At 40.5% G+C, this 17,089-nt stretch carries 13 protein-coding genes; 2 read left to right on the top strand and 11 right to left on the bottom strand.

Going from position 1 to position 17,089, the window contains the following annotated elements; all coding sequences use genetic code 11:
• Positions 1–6: 6 nt before the first annotated feature.
• The 10 genes from ACEQ81_RS13770 to ACEQ81_RS13815 form a co-directional block, all read right to left on the bottom strand.
• Positions 7–1,596 (bottom strand): amidohydrolase family protein, encoded by a 1,590-nt coding sequence (locus ACEQ81_RS13770; RefSeq protein WP_411031481.1) that lies wholly within the window; start codon positions 1,594–1,596, stop codon positions 7–9.
• A 53-nt stretch (positions 1,597–1,649) separates the two neighbouring features.
• Complete coding sequence (locus tag ACEQ81_RS13775) at positions 1,650–4,163, bottom strand: M14 family zinc carboxypeptidase (RefSeq protein WP_411031482.1); 2,514 nt, start codon at positions 4,161–4,163, stop codon at positions 1,650–1,652.
• Positions 4,164–4,289: 126 nt separating this feature from the next.
• Positions 4,290–5,510 carry a sensor histidine kinase gene (locus ACEQ81_RS13780; RefSeq protein WP_411031483.1) on the bottom strand — a complete coding sequence of 407 codons (1,221 nt, stop codon included), beginning with the start codon at positions 5,508–5,510 and terminating at the stop codon, positions 4,290–4,292.
• Between the two features lie 172 nt (positions 5,511–5,682).
• Positions 5,683–9,045: a preprotein translocase subunit SecA gene (gene secA / locus ACEQ81_RS13785; RefSeq protein WP_411031484.1), complete on the bottom strand. Its 3,363-nt coding sequence runs from the start codon at positions 9,043–9,045 to the stop codon at positions 5,683–5,685.
• Between the two features lie 225 nt (positions 9,046–9,270).
• Positions 9,271–9,495: a DUF2795 domain-containing protein gene (locus tag ACEQ81_RS13790; RefSeq protein WP_013551418.1), complete on the bottom strand. Its 225-nt coding sequence runs from the start codon at positions 9,493–9,495 to the stop codon at positions 9,271–9,273.
• 137 nt (positions 9,496–9,632) lie between these two features.
• A complete protein-coding gene (locus tag ACEQ81_RS13795; RefSeq protein ID WP_411031485.1) occupies positions 9,633–10,208 on the bottom strand; it encodes a cob(I)yrinic acid a,c-diamide adenosyltransferase in 576 nt (191 codons plus the stop codon).
• A complete protein-coding gene (locus tag ACEQ81_RS13800) occupies positions 10,205–10,357 on the bottom strand; it encodes a hypothetical protein (protein WP_411031486.1) in 153 nt (50 codons plus the stop codon). Before ACEQ81_RS13800 ends, ACEQ81_RS13795 begins: the two co-directional genes overlap by 4 nt.
• A gap of 30 nt (positions 10,358–10,387) precedes the next feature.
• On the bottom strand, positions 10,388–10,891 hold the full coding sequence (locus tag ACEQ81_RS13805) for a hypothetical protein (RefSeq protein ID WP_411031487.1): 504 nt from the start codon (positions 10,889–10,891) through the stop codon (positions 10,388–10,390).
• Between the two features lie 10 nt (positions 10,892–10,901).
• Positions 10,902–12,782 carry an ABC-F family ATP-binding cassette domain-containing protein gene (locus ACEQ81_RS13810; RefSeq protein ID WP_411031488.1) on the bottom strand — a complete coding sequence of 627 codons (1,881 nt, stop codon included), beginning with the start codon at positions 12,780–12,782 and terminating at the stop codon, positions 10,902–10,904.
• 17 nt (positions 12,783–12,799) lie between these two features.
• On the bottom strand, positions 12,800–13,981 hold the full coding sequence (locus tag ACEQ81_RS13815) for a DUF4105 domain-containing protein (RefSeq protein WP_411031489.1): 1,182 nt from the start codon (positions 13,979–13,981) through the stop codon (positions 12,800–12,802).
• A gap of 109 nt (positions 13,982–14,090) precedes the next feature.
• Between ACEQ81_RS13815 and ACEQ81_RS13820 the strand changes: the two genes are divergently transcribed.
• On the top strand, positions 14,091–14,843 hold the full coding sequence (locus ACEQ81_RS13820; RefSeq protein ID WP_411031490.1) for a CDP-alcohol phosphatidyltransferase family protein: 753 nt from the start codon (positions 14,091–14,093) through the stop codon (positions 14,841–14,843).
• A gap of 30 nt (positions 14,844–14,873) precedes the next feature.
• Positions 14,874–16,271 carry a short-chain fatty acid transporter gene (locus ACEQ81_RS13825; RefSeq protein WP_411031491.1) on the top strand — a complete coding sequence of 466 codons (1,398 nt, stop codon included), beginning with the start codon at positions 14,874–14,876 and terminating at the stop codon, positions 16,269–16,271.
• 21 nt (positions 16,272–16,292) lie between these two features.
• On the opposite strand, the gene lptB is transcribed toward ACEQ81_RS13825, so the two are convergent.
• On the bottom strand, positions 16,293–17,033 hold the full coding sequence (gene lptB, locus ACEQ81_RS13830; RefSeq protein WP_411031492.1) for an LPS export ABC transporter ATP-binding protein: 741 nt from the start codon (positions 17,031–17,033) through the stop codon (positions 16,293–16,295).
• Positions 17,034–17,089 lie beyond the last annotated feature (56 nt).

Raw genomic sequence — 17,089 nt, forward strand, 5'->3', positions numbered from 1 at the left:
TCCTACTTATTCTTTTATTCCCGGTTGTAATATTTTGTAGTTTAAGCGTTGTTTCTCTGAAGCGACCATCCGTTTTACGTCCTGTAAGAGTTCTTGTGCGTCGTAAATAATACCGTCTTTGACGGTATACTTAACGCCGCCAACACGAACAACTTCGTTATCTTCTGTAAGTTTAACCGCCCCGGTGCCGTAAAGCACCTTAAGATTTTTTAGGGGGTTTTCGGCTACCACTACAAAATCTGCAAGTTTACCTATTGCCACAGAACCTATTTGCTTGTCCATGCCAAGGGCTTCGGCCCCGTTTAAGGTAGCAGATCTAATAACTTCCAAAGGATGAAAACCAGCCTCGCGTAAAAGCTCTAATTCTCGGATATAGGCAAAGCCGTACAGTTGGAATATAAAACCGGAATCTGAACCGGCAGTTACCCTTCCTCCTCTGTTTTTGTATTCATTGATAAAGGTCATCCATAACTTAAAGTTCTCCTTCCAGGCAACTTCTTGTTCCGTGCCCCAATCGTGCCAATAAGAACCGTGCGATATTTTACTGGGTTGATAAAAATCCCATAATGATGGCAAGGTATACTCCTCGTGCCATTCGGCTCTTCGTGCCCTTTGTAAATCCCTACTGGCTTCATAGATATTGAAAGTAGGATCTAAGGTAAAATCCAAATCCAATAATTCTCCCATCACGTTGTTCCAGTGTTCGGAGTAGGGTTTGGCGGCCTGTGCCCATAATTTTCCTGCGTTTTCAAAACGATGTTGTTCATTTTGATAGTTGTAGTCCAACGGATAGTCTTGTACCGTTCTATCCGCAAATAGAGCTTCGGGAAGTCCATACCAGTGTTCCATGGAGGTTAATCCGGCCCTTGCCGAATGTAGTACGTTCCACCGGGCAACGCTTAATTGTGCATGGTGACATGCTGATCCAAGGCCCAATTTTTTGTTTTCATCCAAGGCAGCAGCCATAATTTCGGGGGCGGCCCCAAAAAATTTAATACCATCTGCACCTTTTTTGGCATTTGCCCTAACCCATTCTCGGGCCTGATCTGGCGTAGAGATAGGAATATCGTTTAAAGGATTAAAACTCTTACTGGTCTGTCCAAAACCGGTATAGGCCAAAATCCGTGGTGCCACAATTTCGTTTTTGGCACTCTTCCTTTTTAGGTCCATCGTAAAATCAACACCCCTACCACTGGGTTCGCGTACCGTAGTAACACCGTGCCCCATCCATAGTTTAAACACATAATCTGGTTCGGCACCTTGTGCAACACCGCCAATATGACCGTGCATATCTATGAAACCGGGTAAAAGGTACATTCCGTTACAATCCAATTCCTTTCCACCAGCCTTTAGTTGTGGGCGTTTGGCGGGGTCTATTGCCACTCCGGGATAGCCAACAACCTCAATTTTTTTAATGATATTGTTTTCCACCACAATATCGATAGGTCCTTGCGGTGGAGCACCATTGCCATTGATAAGGGTAACTCCACGGATAATCAGTTGGGAAAATGGGCCGTCTCCATCACCGCTTTGGGCAATTGTTACTGAACTCCATAACAGGGCTACGGCTAAAAAAAGGATTGGTTTTGTTTTCATTGGTAGTATATAAATTATTGGATTTTTTTTACGTTTTATCGCGCTGTTTCCGATCATTCGGGTACCTCGATTTTATTCCCCAAAAACAAAGCATTGAGGAAGAGACGGTTAGTACCATACCAAGAACCCCTAAAATTGGGGTTGTCCGCAAAAAGGACGGCTCTTCCCTTGCCTACCTTGCTAATTAGTAAGGAAGCCGATTTTTTAAGAAATTCATCGGTGTTCTTCTTGGTGATAAAGCCATCTATATGTGCATTGTTGGCATATTTGGCTACCGTGGCATATTCGTTTTTACTTGGAGCCAGCCAAACGGTATTATTCTTATATACCGGGATGGTACCATCCCTATATCCAAACCCCAACGGATGCGTTCTGTCCAAATCAACCCTTAAAATAACACCTCCAACACCTTCTTTACCTATGTTTTCCTCTGCGTCTACATAGGGTCTACGAACAACGGTCTTGGTAGAGTCTTTTTCCGATTTTACGAGTTTTTCCTTTACTAGCTTTTTTTCCACGGCCCATTCTGTTGCTGTTCCAATGGTTATTAGCGTATTGCCCTTACTTACCCAATCTTTTATTTTGTTATGTTGTTTTTGGGAAAAATTATAATTCCCGGAGATCATAACTAGGGTATTGTACTTATTCAGCGAAACATTGTCAAAGTTTCGCAAGGGTATTTTGGTTATAGGCATATGCATGCGCTTATCCAGTAAATGCCATACTTCCCCGGCTTCATAGGAGCGCGTGCCATGCCCAATAAGCATAGCCGCCTTGGGCTTTGATAAAGGCTCTACGAGCCTGCTTCCCAAATCGATACCTTTAACGCTGTAGCCAGACGCCACGCCATACATAGGTACCTTGTACTTGTTTTGTGCCTTTTGCAAAAGTTGAAATACTTCCTGGGAGTTTTTCTTCTGTAAGCTAATAGGGAGCACAAGGGTACCATAGTTAAATTCTTTGTTGCCTGCTTTTGTAAGGATCGTAAACGGCTTAAAAGCTGAAGAAACCACCAAACCATTGGATTGCAGATAATAAAGCACTGCAGGGGCATTATAATCGTCCCAATCGATAATATAAGCGTAATCGGATTTTTCTACCGGTGTTACCGATACCAATTCTGTGGTTTCCGTTACTTTTTGTCCCAACCTTATTCTGGATTGAGCCCGGTATTTCATATTATAAAAATTGGCTACGGACCAGGCGGAAGCGTCATAATAAACGCTGTCCCTATATCTTTTATAGGTCTCGAACATGGTCTGCACCATACGGTACTGGGGTTGGGAAGTAGGAACTACGAACGAATTCCCGGATTTGTATACATCTATTTTATGTAATAATAGTTTATCTACAAAGGCCTTTACCCTGTTTTGATCGTATCTATCGCTAAAAGTGTAACCTTTTGTTCTGCTTATGGCAGAATTCATTAAAGCACTTTTAAAGAAATTCTGCTGATACTTTCTAAGATAGGCCTTATTTTCAACAGCAGCCCTCACCGTGGTAATGCTGGAGGTATATTGATTGCGAATGGTGAATGGAAATGTTATTTCCCCAAAAGCAGTGGTTTGCTTGTGCCCTCTAGAGCTTGCCTGCTCAAAAAGCAGTCCCAGTCCACCTTGGAGGTCGGGATAGGAAGATCCGTAACCTGGATAGGTGCCATCGAACACTTCTTTGGTGAAATAGAAAGATCCTATGCTGTCTAGCGCCTTTGCATAGTAATCCCCAAAAAGGTTGTTTAGGTCTTCATAATTCTCTTTGGGCATAATTGGCCTAAGGGAACCATTGGTCTTCATAGGCTCAAAAAAATAGGTGCTATTACTTCCCATTTCATGAAAATCGGTGACCACATTGGGGTACCACTGATGGTACCAAGTCAGTTTTCCGCGACTTTCGGGATTAATACCCAGTAGCCAATCGCGGTTTAGATCAAACCAATAATGATTGGTTCTACCTCTAGGCCAATATTCGTTATGTTCAGCATCCTGGGGATCGGCTACCATAGGGTTTCCCTGGTAGGTATTTGCCCATTGCGTATGCCGATCCCTACCATCTGGATTAATTGTGGGATCTAGGAAGATAACCGCATTGTTGAGGTATTTTAGAATTTCGGGATTGTTAGACGCTGTAAAGGTATACGCTGTAAGCAAGGCAGCCTCCGAGCTAGAAGGTTCGTTTCCGTGTACGTTATATGCCAAATTAATGAAAATGGGCACCTCTCCATAATTGGAAACCGATGCATTGGGATCTGTAAAGGCCAAATGTTGCTCTTTAATGCTTTCTAAATTATTAAGGTTATCTGGCGATGTTATGGTAAGCATAACCAGTTTTCGACCTTCATGCGTTTTTCCATACTGATGAATGGACGCCCTATCCGAAACTTCGGCAAGCTTTTCCAAATAGGCCACGATAAGATCGTGCCGCGTATGATGTTCCCCGATACCGTAACCCAAAAATTGTTGGGGAGATGGTACTTCTTTGTTAAAGGGATGGAATTTCTTAAAAAAATAATCCTGACCGTGAAGTGTGGAACCACAGCACAGCGCTAACAGCAGTAATTTCTTGAGCATCGATAAGTGTTTATAATTAGTCGATTTAAATATATGAATAATATACCTAAACCCTTCGTACTGAATTAAATACTTTTTGGAAGAATCGATTGTAAATGCCCGTCTATCCTTAGGGGTTGAAATTCTTTAGGCCACGGACTGAAATTGTTGACCCACATCCTGAAATTTAACGATATAATTGGTTCCTTTTTTAGAGCCGTCACGGGTAATGGAACCTTTTAGTTGCCTCGCTAAATTATGGATCAGTTTAAGCCCTAGGGATTTTGTATTCTTAAAGTTGATGGCCTCCGGGAAACCAACGCCGTTGTCGCCTATGCTTAAGACATATTCTTGTGTATCTTCTTTTTTGAGCGCAATATGGATCTCCCCTGCCGCATCATCTTTTATACCATATTTTAAAGCATTGGTTATGGCTTCATTTATTAAAAGACCCAAGGGAATTGCGGTATCTATTCCCAATTTAATATCCGGAATGTCAATATTAAGATTGATGTTGTTTTTTACTCCCTTAACCGATCGTACCAGATATTCCGTTAGCTCCTGTACATAGGACTTGTATTCAATTTTGGTAAGGTCATCTCGCATATAGAGCATTTCGTGCACCATGGCCATGGAAATAACCCTATTTTGACTGCTCTTTATAAGGTTTTTTACTTTTTCATCCTTAATACTTCTAGATTGAAGGCTTAGTAGGCTCGACACGGTTTGGAGGTTGTTCTTAACCCTATGATGCACTTCCCTGAGCAAAGTTTCTTTCTCTTTGATCCGCTGTTCTATCTCATTTTTGGATCGATAGAGATTGTGATGTGCCCGCAATAGGTTTTTTCCAAAGACACCGCCCAACAGATATACCGAGAACATAATGCTTAAAAAACTGAACAGATCTTGCGATTCGGCAGGTACAAGATTGGTGGTAAAATTGAAGTTGGTTAGGCTTTGTGAATATATCAGTACAATCAATAGCAGACATAGGTTTAAATACAACTTACCATATATGCGCGTAGTTGAGTACCCTGCAAAAACAACTATTGCCAATACAAAAATGAAAGGGCTATTTATACCACCGCTATACATCGTTACCAAGGTAGTGCCCACAATGGCCATTATGGACGAAATATTATAGGTAAGCGTTAAATTCTTATGATAGTGAAAGAGAAAGGTATTGGCGAGGTTTAAAATACCAAAGCCCAACAAAAGGTAAGGAATTATATGTTGCATCTCTAAAAGATAAAAACATACAGTGGCAAATATCAGTGTAAAGACGGAAGTGAAGTAATTGACTTTCAGAATTAGCCTTGTCTTATTTTTTAATCGTTCCTGGTTCTGGTCTTGGGTGGTTTTTTTCATCGTACGGACTTTTAATATTTTACCTTGGGACGATAATTCTTCCTTAGAATTGTCTTTTGACGGGAAACTATAGTAAATCTGTGATGTAAAGCTAAATATGTTTTACCATATAATCAAAAACGGTAACCAAAAAGGTTACCGTTTTATTAATTACTATTGGGGTAGGGTGTACCTAATCTTCTATTAGTACCCACTCCCCTTTGTCTATGAGGCCTTCTGCCTGTTTATATTTAAGTGTCTTACTTTCGCCCGACATCACATTTTTAATGGTGACCCGGTCGTTTCTTCCAATTTTTGGCCTTTCGCGAACAATGGTTTCGGTAATTTGCGGTCTACCGCCCTGACTTTGCCCGGCCGCCCTGTTTTGTGCAGAAAGCTCATCGCTGTTCGGAATTTCTTCCTTGCTGGTACGCAATTTTTCCTTAGGTCTGCGCACACTCCTCGCTTCTTGTATGTCCTCGGTATTGGAAGAGGGCAATTCCCCTTTGAACAAGAAAGAGACCACTTCTTTGTTTACTTTTTCTATCATGGCCTTAAAAAGCTCAAAAGCTTCAAACTTGTAAATCAAGAGCGGATCTTTTTGCTCGTGGACCGCTAGCTGCACGGATTGCTTCAACTCGTCCATTTTGCGTAAATGGGTCTTCCACGAATCATCTATAATGGCTAGGGTAATATTCTTTTCAAAATCTGTAACTAATTGTTTTCCATTACTTTCGTACGCATTTTTTAGATTAGTGACCACATTCAAAGATTTAATCCCGTCCGTGAATGGAACTACGATACGTTCAAAATTATTGGCACTATCCTCATATACCTTTTTAATTACCGGAAAGGCGGTAGCGGCGCTGCGCTCCATTTTGTCCTTATAAAATTTGTAAGCGGCCTCGTAAATTTTGGTCGCAATTTCCTGTACGTCCCGTTTTGCAAATTCGTCTTCGGAAACCGGAGAGGTAACGGAAAAATATTTGATCAGTTCAAATTCAAAATTCTTATAGTCGCTAGCTGCTTTGTTGGTGTCGGCAATAACTTCGCAGGTATCGTAGATCATGTTGGCAATATCTACCTTTAAACGCTCTCCTTGCAGGGCATGGCGCCTTCTTTTGTATACCACCTCCCTTTGGGCGTTCATTACATCATCATACTCCAACAAACGTTTTCGTACACCAAAATTGTTCTCCTCAACTTTTTTCTGCGCTCTTTCAATAGACTTGGTCATCATGGAGTGTTGTATAACTTCACCCTCTTCCAGTCCCATCCTGTCCATCATTTTGGCAACCCTATCCGAGCCGAACAAGCGCATAAGGTTATCTTCCAAGGAAACATAAAACTGTGAGCTTCCCGGATCTCCCTGACGCCCAGAACGACCCCTTAACTGGCGGTCTACCCTTCTAGAATCGTGTCTTTCTGTACCTACAATGGCCAACCCGCCTGCTTTTTTAACCTCATCGGACAGTTTAATATCCGTACCTCGCCCAGCCATGTTCGTTGCAATGGTAACCACCCCTGCGTTTCCAGCTTCGGCAACTATATCGGCTTCTTTCTTATGTAATTTGGCATTCAAAACGTTGTGCGGAACCTTACGGATGGTTAAGGTTCTAGAAAGTAGTTCCGAAATTTCCACGGAAGTGGTTCCTATAAGAACCGGTCTCCCTGCCTGTGAAAGCTTGGTAACCTCATCAATGACCGCATTGTATTTTTCTCGTTTGGTCTTATAGATTAAATCGTTCCTATCATCACGTGCTATAGGCCTGTTAGTAGGGATTTCCATGACATCCAACTTATAGATTTCCCAAAACTCCCCGGCTTCGGTAATGGCAGTACCCGTCATACCCGCCAATTTTTTGTACATCCTAAAATAATTCTGAAGCGTAACCGTGGCAAAGGTCTGGGTCATGGCCTCGATCTTTACATTCTCCTTGGCTTCTATGGCTTGGTGCAATCCGTCAGAATAGCGGCGACCGTCCATAATACGACCTGTTTGCTCATCCACGATCATCACTTTATTATCCATTACCACATACTCCACATCCTTTTCGAACAGTGTATAGGCCTTAAGGAGTTGGCTCATGGTATGTATACGCTCACTTTTTACCCCAAAATCCTTAAAGAGCGCTTCTTTTAGCTCGGCCTCTTTTTCTATTTCTAAATTCTGATCTTCAATTTTGGCAATTTCCCCGCCTATATCGGGCATTACAAAAAAATCGTTGTCCTGATCTCCAGAAATATAGTCTACCCCTTTATCGGTAAGCTCTATCTGATTATTTTTTTCGTCGATAACAAATAACAGTTCCGCGTCTACCTTGGGCATTTCACGGTTATTGTCTTGCATATAGAAGTTTTCGGTTTTCTGAAGCAGTTGTTTTACGCCTTCTTCACTCAAAAACTTAATTAACGCCTTGTTTTTAGGTAAGCCCCTATGTACTCTAAGTAAAAGGAAACCACCTTCCTTGGTATCTCCTTCGGTGATAAGTTTTTTGGCTTCGGCAAGTACTCCGATGAGGTATTGTCTTTGTTTTTGTACAATATCCCCTACTTTAGGTTTTAGTTCGTTAAACTCGTGGCGATCTCCCTCTGGTACCGGACCTGAAATAATCAATGGCGTACGTGCATCATCTACCAATACGGAATCTACTTCATCCACAATGGCATAATGATGGGGTCTTTGCACTAGGTCATCTGGTGTATGGGCCATATTGTCCCGGAGGTAATCAAAACCAAATTCGTTGTTGGTGCCGTAGGTAATATCCGCATTGTAGGCGGCCCTTCTACCGTCCGAGTTTGGCTGATGCTTATCTATACAGTCTACTGAAAGTCCGTGAAATTCAAATATTGGAGCCATCCAAGCACTATCCCTTTTGGCAAGATAGTCGTTGACGGTAACCAGATGCACCCCGTTCTCGGTAAGGGCATTTAGATAAACCGGTAATGTGGCCACCAAGGTTTTTCCTTCGCCGGTATGCATTTCTGCAATTTTTCCCTGATGCAGTGCAATACCACCAATAAGCTGTACATCGTAATGTACCATATCCCAGGTAACCTCCTTTCCGGCGGCGTCCCAAGAGTTTTTCCAAATGGCATTATCCCCGTCCAAGGTAACATAGTCCTTAGTTCCCGATAACGAGCGGTCATACTCGGAAGCGGTAACAGTAAGTGTTTCATTGTCCACAAAACGTTTTGCTGTCTCTTTTACCACAGCGAAAGCCTCCGGTAATATTTTATTGAGTGTATCTTCCGAAATTTTATACGCTTCTTCCTTAAGCTTGTCTATTTCAGCATAGATGTCCTCATTTCTATCAATATCCGAAGAGTTTGTAACTTCTTTGTGCAAAGATGCAATTTGGTCATCTATAGTTTTGGAGGCATCCTTTATAATAGATTTAAAACCAAGCGTCTTATTGCGAAGCTCATCATGGCTAAGTGCGCCAAAGGCTTCCTCAAAAGATCTTATCTGATTTACTATCGGTTGCAGTTCCTTAACATCTTTCTTGGCCTTATCACCAACAAAAGTTTTAATTACCGAATTTAGGAAACTCATAATATGTGTTCTATTTTAATGTAGTATCTGCAAAACAATATGTTAATGCGGTACTGTATTATCATGTAGCTGCAATTTTTGGATCAAATTGCGATATTTGTCTTAAAGCAAAAGGTGTTCCAACTTACATATTTTATGAAAACCCTCTGGACGACTGCCAAAATTACATAAAAAAAAAGCCTCAAATGAGACTTTTCTGTTGTAATTCCGTTAATATTGTTTTTGTCAATATTCGTCTTCGTTCCATAGATAATCCTCTTCTGTAGGATAGTCTGGCCAAATTTCCTCAATAGATTCATATATTTCCCCGCCTTCTTCCTCCATTGATTGCAGATTTTCAACAACCTCCAAGGGGGCACCGGTTCTAATGGCATAATCTATAAGTTCGTCTTTGGTGGCTGGCCAAGGGGCATCACTAAGGTATGACGCAAGTTCTAATGTCCAATACATGGCTTCGGTTTGATTTTAAAATTTTTGCAAAAGTAAATTTTCTACTGAAAAAGTCAAGTGATTTTATACTTATTTCGACTATTTTATCAACAAAATTTTTACTTTAATAATTTGATAACGAAGAAATAATGAATTTATTAGTCCTTTTTTTCGGGAATCCATTTTATTTCATTCGCTTTAAGGTCGTTGGACAACTTTCGTGCCAATACAAACAGGTAGTCGGAAAGTCTGTTAATATATGACAGCACATTTTCATTAAAAGGCTCATTTTCGTAGAGTAGGGTGGCCAAACGTTCGGCCCTTCGGCATACGGTACGGGCAATATGACAGTATGACACGGTGGTATGTCCGCCAGGTAATACAAAATGGGTCATGGGAGGCAATTTAGTGTTCATCCTATCCATTTCATTCTCTAATAGTTCTATATCCGCTATATCGATTTTTGGAATATTGAGCCGCTCTTTGCCACTTTTCAGTACCGCTTTATCCGGATCAGTGGCCAAAATTGCGCCAACAGTGAACAGTTTGTTCTGTATATGTGTCAGTATTTCCTTGGAGCGTGGGTCTATTTCTTGGTCGCGCACCAAGCCTAACCAAGAGTTCAGTTCATCTATAGTTCCATAACTATCTATCCTCATATGGTGCTTGGGCACCCGGGTACCACCAAAGAGGGCTGTAGTGCCCTTATCTCCGGTCTTGGTGTAAATTTTCATTCGTTGTCTTGTCTTTTTTTATCGCTTCCCGTATAACCGTCCATAAATTTTCTAGATTTCCTCCGTTTAGCATTTTTTCTGTTCTTAATGAGTGTAACAAAAAACACCAAACCAAATACGGCGAGCAATATATAAATGGTATAATTCATGACTTTTTCCGTTGTTCTTAAAATTAAGGATTAAATCCGAATCCTAAAATGTTCTTTAACCTGTTGGGTCCTAAAAAAAACTACCCCGCAATAGAACAGGTCCATGGTAACTGTAACCGAATTATCTTCCTTCAAGGATTTCCATGCATCCGAACTTGCTTTGTTTTGGTGTATATTGTCTACGAGCAATAAAGTATTGTTGTTTCTAAACTCCGGGTTCAACAGGTATTTGGCCGCATACTGTGGGTCATTATTATTAAAATAAATGATGTCATAAGGTCGATTATCAAAATTCAGCAAATGAAACTCCTTTAAAACCTGTTGTTTTAGGACATTATCTTCTTTTTGGACAAAGACCCGTTTACTGCCAAAATAATGGATACTTTTTAACAAAACCGACATGGTTTTAGAGGGTAGCGTATATTGTTTTTGGTATAGGCACTCGGTAATGTAGGCATATACGAAGGGCGAATGCACACCGTGTTGGTTCTTGGCAAAGACAATAAACTTTATGAAAGCTATGATACGATGCACCTTATATGGATCAGTTTTCTAAAAAAGCTGCGAGTTGAAACCAGCGTTCTGTTTTAGTATCTATTTTGGCCATAATTGCCTGTAAGTCCCTCGATAGTTCATCTATCTGCTCCCCGGAAAGCGAGTCGTCCGTAAATTTGTTTTGTACCTCCTCCTTTTTGCATTCCAACTTTTGAATATCCTTTTCCAACTGCTTATACTCTTTTTGCTGTTGAAAAGACATTTTAGTGCCTTTGTCCTCAGATTTCCAACTTTTTTTTACGCTTTTGTTTTCTAAATTTTCCTCCTTGGCTTCCCTTTTGGATTGTATTGCACTGTCTTCATAAAACCTATAGTCGGAGTAATTGCCAGGGAAATCTTCGATGATTCCATCACCTTTAAAAACAAAAAGATGATCTACGATCTTGTCCATAAAGTAGCGATCATGGGAAACTACCAATAAACATCCCGGAAAATCCAAAAGAAAGTTTTCCAATACATTAAGGGTAACAATGTCTAGATCATTGGTGGGTTCATCCAGAATTAAAAAATTTGGATTTTGAATGAGTACGGTGCAGAGATAAAGCCTTTTACGTTCCCCACCACTTAGTTTCTCCACAAAATCGTACTGCTTTTTTCGGTCAAATAAGAAACGTTCCAACAATTGCTGCGCAGAGATCTGCCTTCCCTTTTTTAAAGGAATAAAATCGCCGAACTCTCGGATTACATCAATAACCTTTTGTCCTTCCTTAATCTGGATGCCTTTTTGGGTGTAGTATCCAAATTTAATAGTATCTCCTACCACTACTTTGCCGGTGTCCGGGATGTCTTGCCCCGTAACAATGTTTAAAAAGGTAGATTTTCCGGTACCGTTTTTACCAATAATACCGATACGCTCTCCCTTTACAAAGTTGTAGTCAAATTTGTTCAATATTGTGATTTCCGGGTAGGACTTGGAAATTTTATGTAGCTCAAGTATTTTACTCCCTAGGCGTTCCATGTTAATTTCTAGTTGTACCTCATGGTCTTTGCGCCTTTGGTTTGCTTTTTCCTTTATTATATGGAAGTCGTCTATTCTAGATTTGGATTTTGTAGTTCTTGCTTTTGGCTGTTTACGCATCCATCCCAGTTCTTTTTTGAACAAGATCTTGGATTTGTGCTGTTCTGTGGCTTCCCTCTCCAAACGCGCTTCTTTTTTTTCTAGATAATACGAGTAATTACCTTTGTAGGGATATAGCTTACCATGGTCCAATTCGATAATTTCATTGCAAACGCGTTCTAAAAAATACCGATCGTGGGTAACCATAAAAAGCGTAATGTTCTCTTTGGCAAAGTAGTGTTCCAACCATTCGATCATTTCCAGATCCAAATGGTTCGTTGGTTCGTCCAAGATTAGGAGATCTGGTTTGTTGATCAGTGCATTGGCCAGGGCCAGCCGTTTTTTCTGTCCCCCCGAAAGTGATTTAACTTTAACATCCAGGCGATCTAGTTTCAGCTTAAAAAGTATCTGTTTGTACTGCGTTTCAAAATCCCATGCTTCAAAACGTTCCATAGCCTCAAAGGCCTTTTGGTATGCGTCTTCATCACCAGGGTTTTTTAGCGCTTGTTCGTAGTTTAGAATCACCTGTAAAACCTCATTGTCTGAAGCAAAAATGGTCTGTTCAATGGTTAGTTCGGCGTCCAAGACGGGTTCTTGGGACAAGAAAGAGATACGTATCCCTTTTCTTTGGTTTATTTGTCCGGTATCTGGTGTGTCAAACCCGGAGATTATGTTAAGAATTGCCGTTTTTCCACTTCCGTTTTTAGCAATAAGGGCTATTTTTTGGTCTTTGTTGATGCCAAAGGATAGGTCTTTAAAAAGTACCAATTCGCCATACGACTTTGATATGTGCTCTACGGTAAGTAAGTTCATACGGATTTTATTGGATGTTATTTGGGCACTTTGAATTTTAGAAAAAGAAATGCATACCTCAATGATAACATAATCAGTATGGGTATGAGTATGGGCGAAAATATCTGAACCTTTACCAACCAAAGTATTATCAACAAGAACAATAAACCTAAAGCAGCTAGCAAATACTTTGGTATCCACGGAGGAAGGGGTTTATCCCTAAACAGATAAAACACCATTATCAGATTTAACGGAAAGGCCCATAGTATATTAAAATTACCCGCCGTTGCCGTATGATCTGTTAAAAACCATAGGAAAAAGATGAGTAAGCCTATAAGTCCGGTACTAAAAAACAAAAAGAAATCCAACCACCTACTTCTGGTCTCATTTTTAAAATCGATATAGGTGATGACAATTACAAAAAGCATCAATAATAACAACCAGAACAATGGCCCTGTTAAAAAGTAGGGGTCATTTTTTAGCGGTTTCTTATCCAAGATGGTTCTTTCTCGCTGTACCAAAGGTTTTTGGTCCAGGGAAGTGTAATTTAACTGTCGCAATACGTAATTGGGAAGAAACATGTGTTCTTTGGCGGTTGCTTCCTTATCTATTACTGAACCTAAAGCCAAATCTATCCCAAAGCTAGACCAAGAATTGGTGATCAAATGCTGATGGATAAGTTCCCTAAAGGTATAACGTTCCTTCAAATGATCGGTATTTAAGGTTAGTTGGCCCTTAAAAACCTCGTCCAGCACATCTTGCATTTTAGTGGAACAGTTATCATAGAAAAAATCGTATTTGTATGCTCTGTTTTCGGGTAGGTAGTTATTTTCCAAAAAACTAAGCAATTGGTTTTTTTGCAACGCGTTAAGGTCCAAGAGCTGTTCCTTTACCCATCTGTTTTCCATTTCATAGGTGAACAGAAAACGATCCATTCTTTGTCTACTTAACTTATATAGTAGTTTGCCACGGGCGAATTTTAGATAGAAATTGGGAGTATTAAAATCGAAGGTACCATAATTATAGACCACATCGATACCCTGAGCCGAATCTTGTACCCTAAAGGCACTGTGCCCAAAGGTGCTGTACAAATCCTTGCCAGGGCCGCAGGTAATTACACTTATTTGTGCTTTTGAAGACAGTAAGGGGGCTTGTTGTGAAAAGCCGCTGAGGACAATCCCCAGAGCAAACAAGAATATAACTTTTTTAATCAGTCTCATCAAAGCCTTCAACTATTTTCGTTAAAACTAGATAGCAAATATCTGAATAAAATATCGTTCCAAATCCATTCCTGAAAAATTGTGCTATTTTTACGAAAAACCAACATCCATGAAAAAGCAAATACCCAATATTATTACCATGCTAAACCTTTTTTGCGGATGCGTGGCAGTGGTATTTGCCGCAATGAATCAACTAGAATTTGCCGCTCTTTTTGTTGTCATAGGCATTTTTTTTGATTTTTTTGATGGTTTGGCCGCCCGTTTACTAAATGTACAAAGTCCGTTGGGTGTGCAATTGGATTCTTTGGCAGATATGATTACCAGTGGTTTGGTACCCGGTATAGTTATGTTTCAGTTATTGGCCATGTCGGTGGGTAGCGAGCCCATTATGGCTGGTTCCGAGAGTTCTAACAACATGTTTTCACTAGATATGCGGGTAACCCCAATAGCCTTTTTGGGGTTTTTAATTACTATGGCATCTGCCTACAGATTGGCGAAGTTTAATATTGATGAAAATCAGGTGTCATCATTTATTGGTTTGCCAACACCGGCCAACGCCCTATCGGTCATCTCGCTACCTTTGATAGTATTGTATCACGGAAACGATTTTTTAAACGAGATAATCCTTAATCAATGGTTTTTGATTGGCTTTACATTATTAAGTAGTTATTTATTAAATGCTAGGATTGCCTTATTTGCACTGAAATTTAAGGGTTGGACGTTTAAGGACAATGCCGTGCGATACGTGTTCATTATTGTAAGCTTGGTGCTTTTAATGACCATGAAATTTTTGGCAATCCCGGCGATAATCGCTTTTTATATTTTGAGTTCCTTGGTAAATACTTGGAATACCAACAGTTAATAGAGCCCTTAGGTTCCACAATATGTACGTATGATTACAAAACTTGGTGAAAAATTTACGGATGTTTTTAAAAAAAATATGCCCGATGCCTTTGTTTTTGCACTTATACTGACTTTGTTTACCTCTGTGGCCGCTTTTTTCTGGGTAGGGGCGGAGCCCTTAAAAATTATCAGTTCTTGGTATGAGGGCTTTTGGATGCTTCTAGAATTTGGCATGCAGATGGTATTACTGGTCGTCACCGGTTATAGCATTGCCTTATCTCCTTTGGTAGAAAAGGGTATTGACAAATTAACCTTATACATTAAAACACCGAGGCAGGTTTATTATTTTGTGGTTTTAATTGGGTTTCTGTTATCCATGATAAGTTGGGGTTGGGTAATTATAGCAGCTGTTTTTGCTAGGGAATTGGCCTTAAGAATAAGAGGTATAAATTATCCTTATTTAATTGCTTGTGTATATTTTTCCAGTATTGGATGGGTTACGGGATTGTCTAGCTCCATACCCTTGCTGCTCAACACAGAAAAAAACTATATGATTACCGGAGGTATATTATCCGATACCATCTCTACCTCCTATACCTTGGGGTCTCTTTTAAATTTTGGAATGATTATCCTATTTCTTGTGTTTGGTCCCGTACTGATGCTTTTACTGGAACCAAAAAAGAGCGAAGGAAACCAATTAACGGATTTTTTGGCATTGGACATGGCTCCAAAACCGAAATCCATACCAGAGGAGGCGGCCAGCTTTAAATTGCCCTTTAAGGCACCATCAGATCAGTTGAACAATAGCGTTTTATTGCAATACTGCATCGCTTTAATGGGAGCAGTCTATATTTTTTACCACTTTGCCACCAAGGGCCCGGATCTAAATTTGAACATCATGATTTTCACATTTGTGATCGTGGGGTTGTTTTTGCACAAAACACCGATGCGCTATGGCATTTCTATGAAACGGGCAAGTGGGAACATTGCAGATATTCTTTTCCAGTATCCCTTCTACGCCGGTATCATGGGTATTATGACCTTCACGGGACTTGGTAGGGAGTTGGGACAACTTATAGCATCGGTGGCAACTGCGGATACTTATCCATTTTTTGCATATTTGCTAGGCGGTGTGGTTAACTTTGCAATCCCCTCTGGTGGTGGCGAATACGCAGTTATTGGGCCTAGTGTTATAGAGGCGGTAAACAATATTGGCGCTGGTCTGTCTACTGAGGAACTCACTGTAATGAACGCTAGGGCTTCCATGGCCATAGCCTATGGCGAGGGCCTCACCAATCTTCTACAGCCCTTTTTTCTGTTATTGTTACTGCCGGTAATGGCCAAGGGTATTAAAATTCAGGCACGCGATATTATGGGATATTTGGTAATTCCGTTTCTACTGTTCTTTGTATTGCAAATAACAATGGTGCTCTGGGTACCGTTATAGAGGATTGGTAAAAATAATTGCCTAAAAATCCAGTTTCTTTTTTCGAAGTTCAAAATTTTGGCCCAGGTATACTTTACGGACCATTTCATCTGCTGCCAAGTCTTCTGGTATACCAGACTTTAAAATACCACCTTCAAACATTAGGTAAGAGCGTTCGGTAATGGCCAAAGTCTCCTGAACATTGTGGTCTGTGATGAGGATGCCGATATTTTTATCTTTCAACTGTGCCACAATGCGCTGTATATCCTCTACGGCAACTGGGTCTACACCGGCGAAGGGTTCGTCCAAAAGAATAAATTTAGGGTCGGTGGCCAAAGCCCTGGCAATTTCTGTACGTCTGCGTTCCCCTCCAGAAAGCAAATCTCCCCTGTTTTTGCGAATATGGCCCAAACCAAACTCCTCCAAGAGCGATTCCATTTTCATTTCTTGCTCCTTAGTACTTAGCTTTGTTAGCTGTAATACGCTAAGAATATTTTTTTCTACACTAAGTTTTCTAAAAATGGATGCTTCCTGTGCCAAATAACCAATACCGTTCTGCGCCCTTTTGTACATCGGAAATTTAGTAATTTCCATGTCGTCCAAATAAATTTTGCCCCCATTTGGTTTAATTAGCCCAACAATCATGTAAAAAGAGGTGGTCTTCCCCGCTCCGTTAGGACCCAATAGCCCTACTATTTCGCCTTGGTTCACTTCCAGGGAAATCCCTTTCACAACTTTTCGTCCCCTATAGGACTTCATAATTTTTTCGGCTCTAAGCTTCATGTTGTACGGTTATTTTTCAAAACTAAACGATATTGCCTGTATTATGGGAGGAATTG

Source organism: Spongiimicrobium sp. 3-5, from assembly GCF_046557915.1.
Classification (GTDB): domain Bacteria; phylum Bacteroidota; class Bacteroidia; order Flavobacteriales; family Flavobacteriaceae; genus JBHEBG01.